Below are 17,679 nucleotides of genomic sequence, written 5' to 3'. Positions count from 1 at the left end.
GCTGCAAGTCCCCAGCCGCGATCCCCCCAAGGAGTCACGACCCGTGATACCGAGATGGCCGGCGCCGCGCACGCGCCGTACGCATCGCAAGAGAAGGGCCGCCGCCCTCACCGGCCTGGCCCTCGCCGCCGCCCTGGTCCAGGTGCCGGCGGCCCGGGCCGCCGCCCCGCCCCCGCCCCCGTCGGACGCGAAGCTCGCCGCCGTACCCGCCCGGCACGACGACACCCGCGAGCAGTTCTACTTCGTCATGCCGGACCGGTTCGCCAACGGGGACACCTCCAACGACCGGGGCGGACTCACCGGCTCCCGGCTCAGCACCGGCTACGACCCCACCGACAAGGGCTTCTACCAGGGCGGCGACCTCAAGGGCCTCACCGGCAGGCTCGACTACATCAAGGGGCTCGGCACCACCGCCATCTGGCTGGCCCCGATCTTCAGGAACCGCCCGGTGCAGGGCACCGGCTCCAACGCCTCCGCCGGCTACCACGGGTACTGGATCACCGACTTCACCCAGGTCGACCCGCACTTCGGCACCAACCAGGACCTGAAGAACCTCATCTCCAAGGCGCACGCCAAGGGCATGAAGGTCTTCTTCGACGTCATCACCAACCACACCGCCGACGTCGTGGACCACCAGGAGAAGTCCCACGACTACCTGTCCAAGGGCGCCTTCCCCTACCTGACCGAGGACGGCAGGCCCTTCGACGACGCCGACTACGCCGACGGCAGGCGCCCCTTCCCGGCCGTCGGCACCGGCTCCTTCCCGTACACCCCGAAGACCACCGGCACGCGCAAGGTCCCGGCCTGGCTCAACGACCCGACGATGTACCACAACCGGGGCGACTCGACGTACACCGGCGAGTCCACCACCTACGGCGACTTCTCCGGCCTGGACGACCTGTGGACCGAACACCCCGAGGTCGTGCACGGCATGGAGAAGATCTATGAGCGGTGGGTGAGGGACTTCGCCGTCGACGGCTTCCGGATCGACACCGTCAAGCACGTCGACATGGAGTTCTGGACCCAGTGGGCCACCGCACTGGACCGGTACGCGGCCGGGCGCGGCCGGAAGAACTTCTTCATGTTCGGCGAGGTCTACTCCGCCGACACCTCCGTCACCTCCCCGTACGTCACCCGGGGCCGGCTCGACGCCACCCTCGACTTCCCCTTCCAGGACGCGGCCCGCGCCTACGCCTCCCAGGGCGGCAGCGCGCGGAAGCTGGCGGACGTCTTCGGCGACGACTACCGGTACACGACCGACAAGGCCAACGCCTACGAGCAGGTCACCTTCCTCGGCAACCACGACATGGGCCGCATCGGCTACTTCCTGAAGCAGGACAACCCGAAGGCGACCGACGCCGAGATCCTCCGCAAGGACCGGCTCGCCAACGAGCTGATGTTCCTCAACCGGGGCAACCCGGTCGTCTACTACGGCGACGAACAGGGCTTCACCGGCGCCGGCGGCGACAAGGACGCCCGCCAGACCATGTTCGCCTCCAAGGTCGCCGACTACCTGGACGACGACGAGATCGGCACCGACCGCACCCACGCCAGCGCCGCCTACGACACCAGGGCCCCGCTGTACCGGCAGATCGCCGCCCTCGCGAAGCTCCGCAAGGCCCACCCGGCCCTGACCGACGGCGTCCAGACCGAGCGCTACGCGGCCGACGGGCCCGGCGTCTACGCCGTCACCCGCACCGACGCCCGCAGCGGCCAGGAGTACATCGTCGCCTTCAACAACGCCGGCGACGAGCGGACGGCGACCTTCGCCACCGGGTCGGCGGACAGGACGTACCGGGGCGTCTACGGGACCACCGCCACGGTGACCTCCGACGCCGACAGGAAGGTCACCGTCACCGTCCCGGCCGGCTCCGCCGTCGTCTACCAGGCCGCCGGCGCCCTCGACGCGCCCGCCACCGCCCCGGGGATCACACTGACCGCGCCGGCCGCCGGAGCCACCGGAACCGCCCTGGTCAAGGCCGACGTCGACGGCGGACAGCTCAACCGGGTCGTCTTCGCCGCCCAGGTGGGCGACGGCACGTGGCAGACCCTCGGCTCCGCCGACCACGCCCCCTACCAGGTCACCCAGCCCCTGGCGAAGGACGTGCCCGCCGGCACCGCCCTGCGCTACAAGGCCGTCGTCGTCGACTCCGCCGGACACACCGCGAGCGCCACCGCGAGCAGCACCACCGGCACCCCGCCCGCGCCCGAGGTCCCCACGGCCTCCTCCCGGGACTACGCGATCGTCCACTACAAGCGCGCCGACGGCGACTACGCCGACTGGGGGCTGTACGCCTGGGGCGACCTCGCCGACGGCGAGGCCACGACCTGGCCGGCCGGCCACCCCTTCACCGGCCGCGACGCCTACGGCGCCTTCGCCTACGTCAAGCTCAGGCCCGGCGCCTCGAACGTGAGCTTCCTGGTCGTCGACAAGGACGGCACCAAGGACGTCACCGCCGACCGGTCGATCGACGTCACCCGCACGGGTGAGGTGTGGATCGAGCAGGGCAAGGCCGACGTCCGGACCACCCGGCCCGACTACCCGGCGCAGGACAGGACCAAGGCGGTCCTCCACTACCACCGCGCCGACGGCGACTACGACGGCTGGGGCCTGCACGTCTGGACGGGTGCCGCGAACCCCACCGACTGGTCGAACCCGCTGAAGCCGGTGAAGACTGACGCCTATGGCGCGGTCTTCGAGGTGCCGCTCACCGAGGGTGCCACCAGTCTCGGCTACATCATCCACAAGGGCGACGAGAAGGACCTGCCCACCGACCAGTCCCTCGACCTCACGTCGAACGGGCACGAGGTGTGGCTGTTGAGCGGCCAGGAGAAGTACTTGCTGCCGCAGCCGACGGGCAGCGCGGCCGCCCTCGACCTGAGCACCTCCAAGGCGGTCTGGATCGACCGGGACACCGTCGCCTGGAACGGCGTCGACGGCGCCGCCTCCACCCAGATCCTGTCCTCCCGCGACGGCTCGATCACCGTCAAGGACGGCTCGCTGACCAGCGACGACGAGCGCTGGCTGCGGCTGTCCAGGACCACCCTGACCGACGCCCAGAAGGCCAGGTTCCCGCACCTGAAGGACTACACCGCCTGGTCCGTCGACCCGCGCGACCGGAACCGGGTGCGTACGGCCCTCAAGGGCCAGCTGGTCGCCTCGCAGCGCTCCGCCGACGGGGCCGTGCTGGCCGCGACCGGCGTACAGATCGCCGGCGTCCTCGACGACCTCTACCCCGGCGCGACGAAGGCGACGCTCGGCCCCACCTTCCACGACGGCCGGCCCACCCTCGCCGTCTGGGCGCCCACGGCCCAGAGCGTCGCCCTGGAGCTGGACGGCTCGACCGTGCCCATGCGCCGCGACGACACCACCGGCGTCTGGTCCGTCACCGGCCCCCCGTCCTGGAAGGGCAAGCCCTACCGGTACGTGGTGAAGGTGTGGGCGCCCAGCGTCCGCAAGCTGGTCACCAACAAGGTCACCGACCCGTACTCGGTCGCGCTCACCGCGAACTCCGAGCGCAGCCTGGTCGTGGACCTGGACGACCGGTCCCTGGCACCGGCCGGCTGGTCCACGCTGCGCAAGCCCAGGGCCGTACCGCTGAGGGACGCGCAGATCCAGGAACTGCACATCCGGGACTTCTCCGTCGCGGACCGTACCGCGAAGCACCCCGGCACCTACCTGGCCTTCGCCGACCGCGGCAGCGACGGCTCCCGGCACCTGCGCGCGCTGGCCCGGGCCGGGACGTCGTACGTCCACCTGCTGCCCGCCTTCGACATCGCCACCATCCCCGAGAGGAAGGCCGACCAGGCGACCCCGGACTGCGATCTGGCCTTCTACCCGGCCGACTCCGACAAGCAGCAGGAGTGCGTGGCGAAGACCGCCGCCAAGGACGCCTACAACTGGGGCTACGACCCGTACCACTACACGGTCCCGGAGGGCTCGTACGCCACCGACCCGGACGGCACGGCCCGCACGCTCCAGTTCCGCACGATGGTGAAGGCGCTCAACCAGGACGGCCTGCGGGTCGTCATGGACGTCGTCTACAACCACACGGCGGCCGCCGGCCAGGCCGCCACCTCCGTCCTCGACCGGATCGTGCCCGGCTACTACCAGCGCCTCCTCGCCGACGGCTCGGTGGCCGACAGCACCTGCTGCGCCAACACCGCGCCGGAGAACGCGATGATGGGCAAGCTGGTCGTGGACTCGATCGTCACCTGGGCGAAGCAGTACAAGGTCGACGGGTTCCGCTTCGACCTCATGGGCCACCACCCGAAGGCCAACATCCTGGCCGTCCGCAAGGCCCTCGACGCGCTCACCCCGCGCAGGGACGGCGTCGACGGCAAGAAGATCATCCTGTACGGCGAGGGCTGGAACTTCGGGGAGGTCGCGAACGACGCCCGGTTCGTGCAGGCCACGCAGGCGAACATGGCCGGCACCGGCATCGCCACCTTCTCCGACCGCGCCCGGGACGCGGTGCGCGGCGGCGGTCCCTTCGACTCCGACCCCGGTGTCCAGGGCTTCGCGTCCGGCCTCTACACCGACCCCAACTCCTCCACCGCCAACGGCACGAAGGACGAGCAGAAGGCCCGCCTCCTGCACTACCAGGACCTGATCAAGGTCGGGCTGACCGGCAACCTCGCCCGGTACCGCTTCACCGACACCGACGGCAGGCAGGTCACCGGCGCCGGGGTCGACTACGGCGGCGCGCCCGCCGGTTACGCTGACGCCCCCGGCGACGCCCTCGCCTACGTGGACGCGCACGACAACGAGTCGCTGTTCGACGCCCTGGCCTACAAACTGCCCAAGGACACCTCCGCGTCCGACCGGTCCCGGATGCAGGTCCTCGCGATGGCCACCGCGGTCCTCTCGCAGGGCCCGGCCCTCTCCCAGGCCGGCACCGACCTGCTGCGCTCGAAGTCCCTGGACCGCAACTCCTTCGACAGCGGGGACTGGTTCAACGCCATCCACTGGAACTGCGCCGACGGCAACGGCTTCGGCCGGGGGCTGCCGCCGGCGGCCGGCAACGCCGCCAAGTGGGACTGGGCCAGGCCGCTGCTCACCAGCGTGAGGGTCGGCTGCCCGCAGATCACCGGGACCTCGGCCGCCTACCAGGACCTGCTGAGGATCCGCGGGACGGAGAAGGCGTTCTCGCTCGGCACGGCGGCGCGGGTGCAGGACGAGCTGTCCTTCCCGCTGTCCGGCAAGGACGAGACACCGGGCGTGATCACCATGCGCCTCGGTGACCTGGTCGTCGTCTTCAACGCCACCCCGCAGCGGCAGGAGCAGCGGATCGACGCCCTCGCCGGCACCGCCTACCGGCTGCACCCGGTGCAGGCCTCCGGCGCCGACCCGGTGGTGAAGACCTCCGCCTACGCGGCCGGCTCGGGCACGTTCAGCGTGCCCGCCCGGACCGTCGCGGTGTTCACCCGGGCGGAACTAGGGTGAGGCCGTTGCCGTAGAACGGGAGTGCGCATGCCGCAGATCACCATCGACTACTCCGACCTGCTGGAGGACGCCTTCGACCGGGAGGGCTTCGCACGGGGCCTGCACGACGCGGTCGTGGAGATCGCGGGGGCGAAGCCGGAGAACTGCAAGACGCAGTTCCGGCCGAGCGCGTACACGGTGTTCGGCCACGAGGATCCCGGGGCGCGCGGGCACGCCGTCGTGCACGTGGCGATCGGGCTCCTCGCCGGCCGCCCCGACGAGACGAGGGCGAAGCTGACGGAGACGGTCCTGGACCTGCTCCGGGCGCACGTGGCGGACACGGAGGTCACCGTGCACGCCTCCGCCGAGGTCCGCGACCTCGACGGCTCGTACCGGAAGTCCGACCAGTAGGCCGGGCTCAGGAGCCGAGGGCGATGAGCCGGCCGACCAGGTCCGCGAAGGGGCCGTCGGCCGGCTCGTCCTTCACCATCGTGCGCAGCAACTCGGCCATGTCCGCGTCGTAGGCCGCGCTGACGGCGGCCAGCGCGGCGAAGTCGTGCACGAGCTGGACCTCCAGTTCGGCACGCGGCACGCGCCGGCCGTCCAGCCAGATCAGCGCCGTGGACTCGGCGAGCGAGATCCAGGAGCGGATCACCAGCTCCAGGCGCGGGGACGCCTCCCGCACGCCCAGGTGCGCGAGGATCTGGTCGTACGCGGCCTGCCGCACGGAGTCGACGAGCGCGTTCGTGGCCGAGGAGCCGACGGCCGGGCCGCCGCGCATCAGCGCCGAGAAACCGGGGCCGTGGTCGTCCACGAAGTCGAAGTAGCGGCTCATCACCCGCAGCAGCCGGGCGCCGAGCGGGCCCTCGTGCGGCTCGGCGAAACGGCCCGCGAGATCCTCCGAGGCGCGCTGCAACGCGGCCTCGTACAGGCTGAGTTTGCCGGGGAAGTAGTGGTAGACGAGCGGGCGGGAGATGCCCGCCGCCGTCGCGATCTCGTCGATGGAGACCTCGTCGGGCGAACGCCGGCTGAACAGGTCGAGGGCGACACCGATCAGCTGCTGACGCCGCTCCTCGACGCCCATCCTGCGGCGAACCCCGGTACTCATGCGAACACTTTACCGATCGGTTCCGGCCGCCCGCGGTCACATGTCGAGCACCAGGCGGTCGCCCCGCGCCCGGGACACGCAGATCAGCATCGAGTCCGACCGCTCCGCGTCCGTCAGCAGCTCGTCCCGGTGATCGATCTCCCCTTCCAGCACCCGCTGCCGACAGGTCCCGCAGAAGCCCTGCTCGCAGGAGTAGACGGTGTCCGGCAGCTCCCGGCGCACGGCGGCCAGCACCGTCGAGCCGGCCGGCACCGTCACCACCCGCCCGCTGCGCCGCAGTTCCAGCTCGAACGCGGTGCCGTCGGCCGCGCCGCGGGGCGTGAACCGCTCCAGGTGCAGGGCGGCGCCCTCGGGCAGCGCCTCCTCCACCGCCGCCATCAGGCCCTCGGGACCGCAGCAGTACACCGCCGCGCCCGGGGGCGCCTGCGCGAACAGCGCGGCCAGGTCCGGCCGGCCGTCCTCGTCCTCGGCGACGACCGTCAGCCGGTTCCCGGCCAGTTCCCGCACCTGCTCCAGGTACGGCATCGACGCCCGGGTCCGCCCGCCGTACAGCAGCCGCCAGTCGGTGCCGGCCGGCAGGGACCGCAGCATGGGCAGGATCGGGGTGATGCCGATGCCGCCGGCGACGAAGACGTACGAGGGCGCCTCGGTCAGCGGGAAGCGGTTCCGGGGGCCGCGCACCTCCAGCTCCATGCCCTCCGCGAGCCGCTCGTGCACCTCGCGGGAGCCGCCCCGGCCGTCCGGCACCAGCCGCGCGGCCACCGTGTAGGCGGAGGTGTCCGCCGGGTCCCCGCACAGGGAGTACTGCCGTACGAGCCCCGACGGCAGCACCAGGTCCAGGTGCGCCCCCGGCTCCCAGCGCGGCAGGCCCGCACCCTCCAGGCGCAGTTGTACGACCCCCTCGGCGACGGTCTCTCTCGCGGTGAGCAGCAGCCGTGTGGCGCGCGGGCGGGGCCGGCCGGACAGGGGCGGGTCCAGGGCGGGCAGCGGCCACAGCGGGGACAGCCGGACCCGGCGGCGCAGGGCCCGCCGGGTGAGCAGGGCGGCGCCCGCGACGAGCGCGAGGTGACGCGGCTTCGGTGTCACGCGGCCCTCTTCTCCGCCGCCGTGGCCGCGGGCGAGGCGGCCAGGTAGGCGACGGCCTGCTCGGTGTCGCCCTCCTGCGAGGGGTGGTAGTCGCGGCGCAGATAGCGGGGGACGGACCGGAGCATGTCCCCGGCCGACGGCAGCAGGCCCCGCCGGCCGCGGACGTACAGGTCCCTGAGCGTGGCCCTGCCGTCGACGAGGGTCGGGTCGTTCGCCATGAAGAAGCGCGTCCCGCGCTGCCACAGGAACACCAGCGCCGTGAGGGCGGTGGCCCAGGTCCGCACCCGCCTGCGGTAGCCACCGTCGAGGTGCGTGAACAGCTCGAAGGCGACCGAGCGGTGCTCGACCTCCTCCGCGCCGTGCCAGCGCAGCAGGTCCAGCATGGTCGGGTCGGCGCCGTGCCGGTCGAGTTCCCCGGCGTTGAGCACCCAGTTCCCGAGGAACGCGGTGTAGTGCTCGATGGCCGCGATGAGGGCCACCCGCTCCATCAGCCACCACCTGCGCGGCCTGCCCGGCGGCAGGGTCCGGTCGCCGAGCAGCTTCTCGAAGAACCAGTCGACCTGCGCGGTGTACGGCGTCGGGTCGAGCCCCAGCTCCCGCAGGTGGGGCAGCACCTCGTCGTGGGCCCGGGAGTGCATCGCCTCCTGGCCGATGAACCCGATGACGTCCGCGCGCAGCCGCTCGTCGCGTATGTACGGCAGCACCTGCCGGTACACGTGCACGAACCAGCGTTCACCGGCAGGCAGCAGCAGGTGCAGCACGTTGATGGTGTGCGTGGTGACGGGGTCACCCGGCACCCAGTGCAGCGGTGTGCCCTCCCAGGAGAAGGACACGGCGCGCGCCTTGAGCGGCACCCAGGGCTGCGTATGGGACATGGCGTCAATGTACTGGCGGGTAGGGCGCCTGAGAACCCCTGGGCGACAGCTTGTTGACGCGGGTGTCAGCTAGGCCCTCTCCTTCGGGTCTTGCCGGCGTCGCGAAAGAAAGGACCTAGTGCAGTCCGCCGATCTCCCGCCCGTCCGCCAGCTTCCCCGTCAGGTCCACCCGCGCCCCCCGCCGGGCCCTCACCGCCAGCAACGGCCCCTGCGCGGACGCGGTGACCCCGCCCGACGCCCCGATCGACACCGTGTCCCTGCCGCCCGCCGCCAGCAGGTACCAGGAGCCCGCCGCCGACTTCCACAGCACGCCGGCCAGCACCTGCGGATCACGCGGCCCGCAGGCCGGCACGTCCGTACCCTTGGCGACGACCGTCCCGGCCGCCCCGCCCGGCGGACGGAACAGCGCCAGCGCGGCCGTGCCGTCACCGCGCCAGGTCTCCGCCCGGGTGCACACCCAGTCACCGGACCCGCTGCCGTCGGGCAGCGGCTGCTCGGCGTACGCCCACGCGTTGACGCTGCGGACGCCCGCCGCGCGCTCGGCGGCCAGGGAACAGGCGAACGGCGCCCACGTCCGCAGCCCCCGCGCACCGGACACCTCCCCGGCCGCGCCGGGCCGGCCGGCCGTGAGATGCGCCGGGACCAGCTCGCCGAGGTCGGTGACGAGCTGCGTGCCGGAGGCGTCGGCCAGCTGGAGCACGCCCCAGGAGTCGCAGGCGCCGGGCCGCAGGGCGGGGCTGGCCAGCGGCGCGGTGACACCGTCGGCGAGCGTGAGCGGCGTCGCCGCCGCGTCCGGCTTCGTCAGGTCCCGCTGGGCCGCCTTCGTCACCCAGGGGGCGATCAGATAGCGGACGTTGCCGTCGGAGCGGCCCAGCACCAGCGCGCTCGCCCCGGCACCCGTCGCGCCGTCGACCCGGGCGAAGTCCAGGACCGCGCCGTGCGTGCCGTCCGTCGGCTCGGCGTACCGGGCGATGCGCAGGCCGTCGTAGAGGATCACCACCCGGGCGGCGTCGATCTCGCCCGCGTACAGCAGCTGCGGCGGGCCGGCCGGGCCGCCGGTCTGGGTGCCGGGCGTCGCCGAGACCCGGACCGTCTCCCCGGGGCGGGCCCACACCGCGAGGGCGCGGCGCAGCAGGGCCTTGTCCCCGGTGAGCGGGCCGCGCGCGGGCCACACGGAGAAGTCGGTGCGGGCCGAGGTGCGCCAGACGTCGGGGGAGACCCGGCTCAGCCGGCCGGGGTCGAGGGCGGCCTCGGCGGCCGGGTTCCCGGCGTAGACCGGCGCGGCGGCGCCGTCGGGGCCCCAGCCGCCGCCCGGCAGGGCGACCAGCGCGCCGCACACCGCGAGCGCCGCGGTGGCGGCCAGGACGGCCCTGGTGTGCTGGCGGCGGCGCACCAGATCGGTCGGCCGGGCCTGCAGCGAGCACGGGTCGAACTCGGGGGAGGACAGCAGCCCCGGCTGGGCGGGCACGCTGTTCGCCGAGGCCAGGGCGCCGCCCGGGTCGGCCACCCCGGCGGCTTCGAGGAGATCGCGGACGTCCGGGTCGGGCAGCTTCTCGACGGCGCGCAGGACATACGCGGCCCGGGCCGGGCCGGACAGGGCCGACAGCCGCTGGTCCAGGGCGAGTTCGTCGGCGCCGCCGGAGCGCGGGAACAGCCTGAGGCCCCACACCTGGGGCAGCAGCGCCGGCCGCCGGCCGAGCCGGGACAGGCCGTTGCGGGGGCGGGCTGCCTCCAGTGCCGTCCGCAGCACCCGCTCGCGCAGATAGGCGTACCCGGGGTCGTCCTCCCGGCCCGAGGCCTGCGGCGGGACGACGGACGGCTGCCTGCGGCCCCGGGGCAGCGCGCGCTGGGCGAGGGCGTGTGCGGTCAGCACGCGGCGGCTGCGGCCGAGGCCCGGCGGCAGCACGAGGTAGGCGAGCCGGACCAGCCGGGGGTAGTGCTCGACGAGCGCGGCCTCGGCCTGCTCGACGTCGACCGGGCCGGTGCCGCCGGCGGAGAGGGGACGCGGGGATACATCCTGTGACTGCACGTCCGGGAGAACGAGCGGGCCGGCGGTTGGTCACCGCCGGACGAGTGATTCACCCCCGCGGTTCGACCAGGGCGCGCGCGTAGTTCGCCATCGACCGCTGGTAGCGCGGCAGATGGGGGGCGAGCGCGCCGAGCACGAGGGACAGGCCCTCGCGGTCCCGGCCGAGGCTGGACAGGCACAGGGCGAGACAGGCCCGTACCGCGTCGTCCAACTCGTCCGAGGGCCCGTCCAGTTCCGGCGTGAGGAGCTTGACGCCCTCCTCGGCCTGACCGGTGTTCCGCAGCGAACTCGCCAGCTGGATCTTCGCTCGGCGGCCCTTGTAGCCGTCGAGTCCGCGGGCCAGCGCCTCCCGGTACAGCGGCACCGCCTTGTCGGAGTGCCCGGTGGAGTCGTAGGCGCAGGCCCGCTCGAAGGGGCCCAGCGGGCTGTCGTCCGGCAGTTCGGCCACGAGCGCGTCGATCGACGCGCGGAACTCGTGCGCGCGCTCTTCCGGCCAGTCGTCCAACGCGGCCCAGGCGGCGGCCACCCGGTCTTCCCAGTTCTGGTTCACCGGAACACCTTCGCACACGCGTGCGCACCCGGTCGCGGGATTTGAGCGCACCGCGCCCGGGAGCCGTATCCCAGGGGGCTGGGGCATGCTCGGCACACCAGGACCGGAGGAACAGATGAGGTTGACAGGACTGCTGCTCGGCGCCGTGGCCGTGCTGACGCTGGCGGGCTGCGGCGCGAACGAGCGGACGGAGTCGGTGCCACCTACCGCGACCGGCAGCCTGGAGCGCCTGGCCGCCGAGGTGAAGTGCAAGCCGAACATGCAGACCGACGCCGACGAGATCCGCCAGGCCATCTGCCGCAACGGCGACGGCAGGTTCATCCTCGCCACCTTCGCCACCGACCGCGGCCAGCGCGAGTGGATCAACGACGCGAAGGACTACGGCGGCCACTATCTGGTCGGCCGCAAGTGGGTCGCCGTCGGCGACGACGGGGTGGTCAACGCGCTGCGCGGCACGCTCGGCGGCGACCTGGAGGTGGGCACCGACCACCACGCGCACAGCGGCTGACGCGGTGCCGGGGCACGACGAGGGCCGGTGACGGGAGGGGGGCTCCGTCACCGGCCTTCTGTCCTGTTGCCGTCCTGCTCGTGTCCCGCGTGTGCCCTGTGTCCGTTACCGGATCAGGCGCAGTTCTGACCGCGGTTGAGGCAGTTGGCGATCTGGTTGGCCAGACCGTTCTTCGTGACGCTGATGAAGTCGTCGTGGTCCGTGGCCGCCTTGTGCAGCTGCTCCGGGAAACCGTCCACGGCGTAGGCGTTCTTGACCTGGCCGTTCTGGACGGTCGGCGGGTTGATGTTGTAGACGAGCCGCATGGTCAGCTGCGGGATCGCCTTGAACCCGTTGGGGCAGACACCGCTCGCCGGGTCGGCGAACGCCACGTGGGTGCGGTGGTTGGCGCTGTCGATGTTCTTGCCGTCCCAGCAGCTCTGGAAGGCGAACGTGCGCACCACCTTGCTGCCCTGCGGGCAGATCGGGTACTGCTGCGTCAGCTGCACCTTGTTCTCGAAGCCGGTGCAGCTCCAGTGCGCGTTGGCGTTCGCCAGACCGTTGGTGGTGGTCTTGGCGTCACCGGTGATGATGCGCAGGAACTGCGGCATCGCGACGACCTTGCTCGCCGGGCTGCCGACGTACTTGATCTCGGCCTGGACCGGGGTCAGGATCTTGCCGACGTTGCCTTCCTTGCCGCCGCCGTCCCGGTTCTGGTCGAAGTCCTGCGTGCCGTCCTGGATGCGGACCACCGGCCAGTAGTACGACGACAGGTCGCTGCGGTTCTGGCAGCTGGTGCCGCCCTGCAGGAACGTGTTGTTGCTGGAGAACGCGTTGACCTTCTGGTTGCCGACGTAGTCGTGCAGGTGGTGCGCGCCGTTGGTCACGCCGGGCGCCACGATCACGTTGTCGGTGTTGTGGTTCTTGTTCGCGTTCACACCGCAGCGCGTGGTGAATGTACCGGTCGAGGCGTTGCCGGTCCTGCGGGGCTTGCCCTGGACGTTCGGCGCCACCTTGGTGATGTCGACGAAGTCCGCCGCGACCGGGCCGTTGCCGGCCTGCCCGCCGATGTTGCCCTGCTGGCCCTGCTGACCGTTCTGACCCTGCTGACCCTGCTGGCCGTTCTGGCCGCCGTTCTGCTGCTGGCCGCCGTTCTGCTGCTGGCCGCCGTTCTGCCCCTGCTGGCCGCCGGCGTTGGTCTGGTTGGCGGTCTGCGTCGTGCAGGCGGCGAGCTGGCTGAGCGTGTTGTCGAAGGAACCGCCCACCCGCTGGATGTCGATGCGGATCCGGTCGATCACCGCCGCCCGCTTGTCCCTGAGGGGGCCGACGATCGCGTTCTGTACGAAGCTCGCGTCCCTCATCTGGGCGTTCCGGGTGGAGGCCAGCCGGTTGTAGGCCTCGGTGATCTGCTTGTCGAGGTTCGCCAGCTCCGCCGCCACGCCCTGACGGGCCGCGTTCGGCACGTTCGTCAGCTTCTGGCCGACGTCCGGGCAGGAGATGGTCGCGACCTGCGCCGTCGCGGCCTTGGTCTGGTTGCCTCCCCACGACTGGTTGTCCGACTCGTGCGCCGAGGCGTAGAAGTTCGCCCAGAGCAGCCCGCCCCCACCGAGCGCTAGGGCCGCCGATGCGGCAATGGCCTTGGTGGCCAGCGGCGTACGGCGTTTTCGTGTGTTGCGTCCCATGGAACTCCTCTGACTTCCTTGCGGGGCAGCATCGAGGCGCCCGACAGGAGTGAAGCGGCGCCCTTCCATACGGACGCCGCCCCAGAGGTGTTCACCGGTCTCACAAATTCCTTTCAGAATCAGCAGAGTTGGCAGGTCACCGACCTGCGCCGTCCAGGCCCCCGGTCCGGGCCAGCAGCTTCGCCTCCACCGCGGGGTCCAGGCCCACGGGGGGCCGGTCCGGGCGCCGGGGCGGCGTGCCGCCGGTCTCCGTCAGCCGGCGCCAGGTGTCCGCGACGGTCTCGGCGGCCGGCCGGCACACCAGTCCGGTGGCCACCGCCCGGGACACGTCCGCGCGGTGCACCGCGTCGTACATCTCGCCGCCCGGCGGCACCCACACCGGCAGCTCGGTCCACGGCTCGATCCCGGCGTCCAGGATCACCCGCGGGTCGGTCCAGCGCAGCTCCGCGTCCGCACCGGTGGCCTCCAGGCAGGCCTGGAGCAGCTCGCCCATGGTGGTGTGGCCGGGCGGGCCCGCCAGGTCGTACGGCCCGCTCAACTCCCGTTCCAGCGCGCCGAGCAGCCAGTCGGCGAGGTCGCGCGCGTCGACGTACTGGAGGGGCAGGTCCCGGGGGCCGGGCGCCAGGACCGGGCCGCCGCGGGCGATCCGGGTCAGCCACCAGGGCAGCCGGCCCACGTTCTCGTCCGGGCCGAGGATCAGACCGGCCCGGACCAGCAGCGAGTCCGCCGCGCCGAAGGCCCCGACGGCGGCCAGTTCGCCGCCGCGCTTGTCCGCCGCGTAGTCCGTCGGCCCGGCGTCGGGGGCGCCCTCGACCAGCTCGGCGTCCTCGGTGCCCGTGTGCGGCCAGGGCCACGCGTACACCGACCGGCTGGAGACGTACGCGTACCGGCCGGCCCGGCCCCGCAGCAGCCGGGCCGCCTCGTGCACGGCACGGGGGGCGCCCGACCAGGTGTCGACCACGGCGTCCCAGGTGCCGTCGTCCGCCGCGAGCGCGTCGAGGGCGTCGGGCGCGGTGCGGTCGCCGCGCAACGACCGCACCCCGGCCGGGGGCCGGTGCCGTCCCCGGTTGAGGACGGTCACCTCCCAGCCGCGCCCCAGCGCGGCCGCCACCACGGCCCGCCCCACGAACTCCGTACCGCCCAGCACCAGAAGTCTCATGCCGGGAATCGTGCCCGGTCCGGGGGCGTGGGGACGCGTGGCTCTGCCGAGGGCAGAACGGTCAGTGGCCGGTCGGCGGGGTGTACTTGTAGCCGACCCGGCGCACCGTCTGGATCGACTGGCGGTGCTGGGCGCCCAGCTTGCGGCGCAGCCGGGCGATGTGCACGTCCACGGTGCGGCCGTCGCCGACGTGGCCGTAGCCCCACACCGTGGTGACCAGCTGGTCGCGGGTGTGCACCCGGTGCGGGTGCGCCACCAGGTGGGCGAGCAGCTCGAACTCCAGGTAGGTGAGGTCGAGTTCGCGGCCGTCGACGCTGGCGGTGCGCTGCACGGGATCGATCCGCACCAGCGGTTCGGGGCCGTCGGAAGCCGTCACGGCCGCCACCTGGTCGGGTACCGCGACCGGCGCGAACGGGGGCCGCTGGTCGGCCGGGACCAGCACCAGGTAGCCGATCATCGGCGGCTGGCCGGGCAGGGTCGGCAGGGTGTGCTGCGGCGCGGGCAGCCAGGTGGCGCCGGGCGGCAGGAAGTCCGCCACGTCGACCACCTCGTCCCGGTCGACGGCGCGCAGCCGGTGCCGGGCGCCGTTCGGGGCGGGGGTGGGCAGGGTGGCGGTGGAGAGGGAACGAGAAGTCGCCATGACAGGTCAGCTCTTTCGCGCGAGGAGTTCGTCGGGAGGAGCGGTGGCCGCGATTCGTGGTCGGGCGCACCGGAGGACGTACGTCGTTTCGCGCTGGCCGAAGGCCGGGGGTGTACGGCTTTAGAGGGCCCGCGCGTTCGTCGCGCGGCGACACACACGGTCGAAGTCGTGGTGCTGACGGGAAGGCCAGAACGGCTCTAGGTCTTCGCGACCCGTCGCGGTGATCTGCTGGAAGCCGGCCATGGGCCCATTGAAGCAGAGGCGCGCGCCGGGCAGGACCCTCCTCTCACTGCTTGGACGCTTCCTTGGTGTGAAATTGACATGGCATCCCCCCGGTCCCGTGGCGTTCCGCCCTGGTCAGGGGCATGACGGCGGTCGACCGCGTCCTGGGATGCCGTCTCACACCTCGGGACGGCGGCGGTCCGGCGCGGCGGGGCCCGGCGCGCACGGGGGCGTGACATGCGCGAGGGGCGCCCGCTGTGACAGCGGGCGCCCCTCGGCGTGGCAGGAGCGGATCAGACCTGGCCGGCCTTCTCCAGGGCGGCGCAGCAGGTGTCCACCAGCAGGCGGGTCACGACGTACGGGTCGACGTTGGCGTTCGGGCGGCGGTCCTCGAGGTAGCCCTTGCCGTCCTTCTCGACCTGCCACGGGATGCGGACCGAGGCGCCGCGGTCGGAGACGCCGTAGGAGTACTCGTCCCAGGGGGCGGTCTCGTGCAGGCCCGTCAGACGCTCGTCGATGCCGGCGCCGTAGTTCTTGACGTGGTCCAGCGGCTTGGAACCCTCGCCGAGCGACTCGCACGCGGTGATGATCGCGGCATAGCCCTCGGGTCCCTCACGCATCGCCTTGGTGGAGAAGTTGGTGTGCGCGCCCGCGCCGTTCCAGTCGCCCTTGACCGGCTTCGGGTCCAGGGTCGCGGAGACGCCGAAGTCCTCGGCGGTGCGGTACAGCAGCCAGCGGGCCACCCACAGCTGGTCCGAGACCTCCAGCGGGGCGAGCGGGCCGACCTGGAACTCCCACTGGCCGGGCATGACCTCGGCGTTGATGCCGGAGATCCCGAGACCGGCCTTCAGGCAGTTCTCCAGGTGGGCCTCGACGACGTCGCGGCCGAAGATCTCGTCGGCGCCGACACCGCAGTAGTAGCCGCCCTGCGGGGCCGGGAAGCCGCCCTCGGGGAAGCCCAGCGGGCGGGAGCCGTCGAAGAAGGTGTACTCCTGCTCGATGCCGAAGACCGGCTCCTGCGCGGCGAACCGCTCGGCGACCTCGGCCAGCGCGGCGCGCGTGTTCGACGGGTGCGGCTGCATGTCGGTGTCGAGCACCTCGCACAGCACCAGGATGTCGTCGCCGCCGCGGATCGGGTCCGGGCAGCTGAAGACCGGCTTGAGCACGCAGTCCGAGGAGTGGCCCTCGGCCTGGTTGGTGGACGACCCGTCGAAGCCCCAGACCGGCAGCGCGTCGAGACCGGCCGGAGCACCCGTGATGATCTTCGTCTTGGAACGCAGCTTGGCCGTCGGCGCGGTGCCGTCGATCCAGATGTACTCAGCCTTGAAGGTCACGGGGCCACATCCTTCGGGGTGGGTCGGGCGCACTCGCGGGTGCTGCGGCGCTGCGGCACCAGGGCGCCGCTCGATCTGCCGCGCAGCCTGTCAACAGGCCGTTTCCCGGCCATTGCCCGGAGGTGAACCCCGTGTTACCCGGTCTTTTCGGGGCCGGGCCCGGGCCCACCCGGTGACGCCGCTTCGCGCGGGAGCGGGGGCGGGGTGCGCCGCCTGTTCCTCCTGGACCCGGCCCGGTGCCGCGCCGGGTCCAAGGCGGCGTACCCCGCTGCGCGCTCCTGTCAGACCCCGGGCCTCACCCCACCTTCTCGATCACGGCGCGGCGGATGAGGAACTTGCCCGGTTCCCGGACCTGTTCGAAGGCCGCGTTGTTGAGCAGGACGCAACTGCCGGAGACGGACGTCACCTTCACCGTGGTGGACTTGTTGTTGTCCAGGTTGGTGACCTTCAGCGTGGTGCCCGCCGGGAACTGGTTGCTGGACGCGGCCGGGGCGCCGCCCTCGCCGGAGAGGGTCACCGTGGAGCCCTTGCACACCTGCTGGCCGGAGGCCGCGGCGGCGCCGGCGCCGTTGTCTCCCGAGGCGGCCGACTGCGAGGGCTGCGCGGTCTGCTGTCCGGTGCCGGCCTGCTGGCCGGCACCCTGCTGGGCGGTGCCGCCCTGCGCCGCCTGGGAGTCCTGAGCCGACTCCCCAACGGTGCAGCCGGCCGCCTTCTGCTGGACCTTGATCTGTGCGACGACCGCCTCGCGGTTGGCGATCCGGGCCGCCGACTGCGCGTCCGGTTTCGCCTTCTGGTCCGCGATGAACTTCTCGTTGTTGCCGAGGGCCGTGGCCAGGCCCTGGCAGACGGTGGAGTCCCCGGCGGACAGCGTCCTGGCGTGCTGCGGGCTCTGCGCGGCGTTCGAGGTGGACGCCATCGCGAAGGCCCCGCCGCCCGCCACCGCCGCGGCGCTGACGAGCAGCGCGATCTTCTTCTTCGTACCGAGAGTTCTCCTGCGCGACATCCGCGCCTCCTGAAGAGGTAGGGGAGCGTACGCCGCTATGTACGAGCTACCGAACGAGGTTGCTCAGCGGTCGCGGGGG

General features: G+C 72.6%; 13 protein-coding genes. 3 read left to right on the top strand and 10 right to left on the bottom strand.

What is annotated here, in order from left to right; all coding sequences use genetic code 11:
* Positions 1–43 precede the first annotated feature (43 nt).
* Positions 44–5,446 (top strand): pullulanase-type alpha-1,6-glucosidase, encoded by a 5,403-nt coding sequence (gene pulA / locus ACZ3ZD_RS04755; protein ID WP_467393537.1) that lies wholly within the window; start codon positions 44–46, stop codon positions 5,444–5,446.
* Positions 5,447–5,473: 27 nt separating this feature from the next.
* Complete coding sequence (locus ACZ3ZD_RS04750; protein ID WP_467393535.1) at positions 5,474–5,836, top strand: 5-carboxymethyl-2-hydroxymuconate Delta-isomerase; 363 nt, start codon at positions 5,474–5,476, stop codon at positions 5,834–5,836.
* Between the two features lie 7 nt (positions 5,837–5,843).
* Here ACZ3ZD_RS04750 and ACZ3ZD_RS04745 read toward each other — a convergent pair whose 3' ends face one another.
* The 5 genes from ACZ3ZD_RS04745 to ACZ3ZD_RS04725 form a co-directional block, all read right to left on the bottom strand.
* Positions 5,844–6,533, bottom strand: a complete 690-nt coding sequence (locus ACZ3ZD_RS04745; RefSeq protein ID WP_467393533.1) for a TetR/AcrR family transcriptional regulator — start codon at positions 6,531–6,533, stop codon at positions 5,844–5,846.
* A gap of 36 nt (positions 6,534–6,569) precedes the next feature.
* The gene (locus ACZ3ZD_RS04740; protein ID WP_467393531.1) at positions 6,570–7,619 is read right to left on the bottom strand and encodes a PDR/VanB family oxidoreductase; all 1,050 of its coding nucleotides are present in this window, start codon (positions 7,617–7,619) and stop codon (positions 6,570–6,572) included.
* Positions 7,616–8,494, bottom strand: coding sequence for a metal-dependent hydrolase (locus ACZ3ZD_RS04735; RefSeq protein ID WP_467393530.1), 879 nt, complete (start codon positions 8,492–8,494; stop codon positions 7,616–7,618). Before ACZ3ZD_RS04735 ends, ACZ3ZD_RS04740 begins: the two co-directional genes overlap by 4 nt.
* 115 nt (positions 8,495–8,609) lie before the next feature.
* Positions 8,610–10,523, bottom strand: a complete 1,914-nt coding sequence (locus ACZ3ZD_RS04730; RefSeq protein ID WP_467393528.1) for a hypothetical protein — start codon at positions 10,521–10,523, stop codon at positions 8,610–8,612.
* Between the two features lie 49 nt (positions 10,524–10,572).
* Positions 10,573–11,073, bottom strand: coding sequence for a tetratricopeptide repeat protein (locus ACZ3ZD_RS04725; RefSeq protein ID WP_467393526.1), 501 nt, complete (start codon positions 11,071–11,073; stop codon positions 10,573–10,575).
* 115 nt (positions 11,074–11,188) lie between these two features.
* Here ACZ3ZD_RS04725 and ACZ3ZD_RS04720 point away from each other — a divergent pair, with 115 nt between their 5' ends.
* Positions 11,189–11,581: a hypothetical protein gene (locus ACZ3ZD_RS04720; RefSeq protein WP_467393524.1), complete on the top strand. Its 393-nt coding sequence runs from the start codon at positions 11,189–11,191 to the stop codon at positions 11,579–11,581.
* 113 nt (positions 11,582–11,694) lie between these two features.
* On the opposite strand, the gene ACZ3ZD_RS04715 is transcribed toward ACZ3ZD_RS04720, so the two are convergent.
* The 5 genes from ACZ3ZD_RS04715 to ACZ3ZD_RS04695 all read right to left on the bottom strand — a co-directional run bounded on the left by ACZ3ZD_RS04715 (position 11,695) and on the right by ACZ3ZD_RS04695 (position 17,600).
* The gene (locus ACZ3ZD_RS04715; protein WP_467393522.1) at positions 11,695–13,242 is read right to left on the bottom strand and encodes a DUF1996 domain-containing protein; all 1,548 of its coding nucleotides are present in this window, start codon (positions 13,240–13,242) and stop codon (positions 11,695–11,697) included.
* 136 nt (positions 13,243–13,378) lie between these two features.
* A complete protein-coding gene (locus ACZ3ZD_RS04710) occupies positions 13,379–14,401 on the bottom strand; it encodes an NAD-dependent epimerase/dehydratase family protein (protein WP_467393520.1) in 1,023 nt (340 codons plus the stop codon).
* A 61-nt stretch (positions 14,402–14,462) separates the two neighbouring features.
* Entirely contained in the window at positions 14,463–15,041 is a 579-nt protein-coding gene (locus ACZ3ZD_RS04705) for a winged helix-turn-helix domain-containing protein (protein WP_467393518.1), read from the bottom strand.
* A gap of 515 nt (positions 15,042–15,556) precedes the next feature.
* On the bottom strand, positions 15,557–16,597 hold the full coding sequence (gene glnII, locus ACZ3ZD_RS04700) for a glutamine synthetase (protein WP_467393516.1): 1,041 nt from the start codon (positions 16,595–16,597) through the stop codon (positions 15,557–15,559).
* 295 nt (positions 16,598–16,892) lie between these two features.
* The gene (locus ACZ3ZD_RS04695) at positions 16,893–17,600 is read right to left on the bottom strand and encodes a hypothetical protein (RefSeq protein WP_467393514.1); all 708 of its coding nucleotides are present in this window, start codon (positions 17,598–17,600) and stop codon (positions 16,893–16,895) included.
* Positions 17,601–17,679: the final 79 nt, after the last annotated feature.

The organism is Streptomyces sp. NPDC023481, assembly GCF_055560195.1.
Note: the sequence above shows the minus strand (reverse complement) of the source record. Positions and strands in the feature narration are given on the sequence as shown.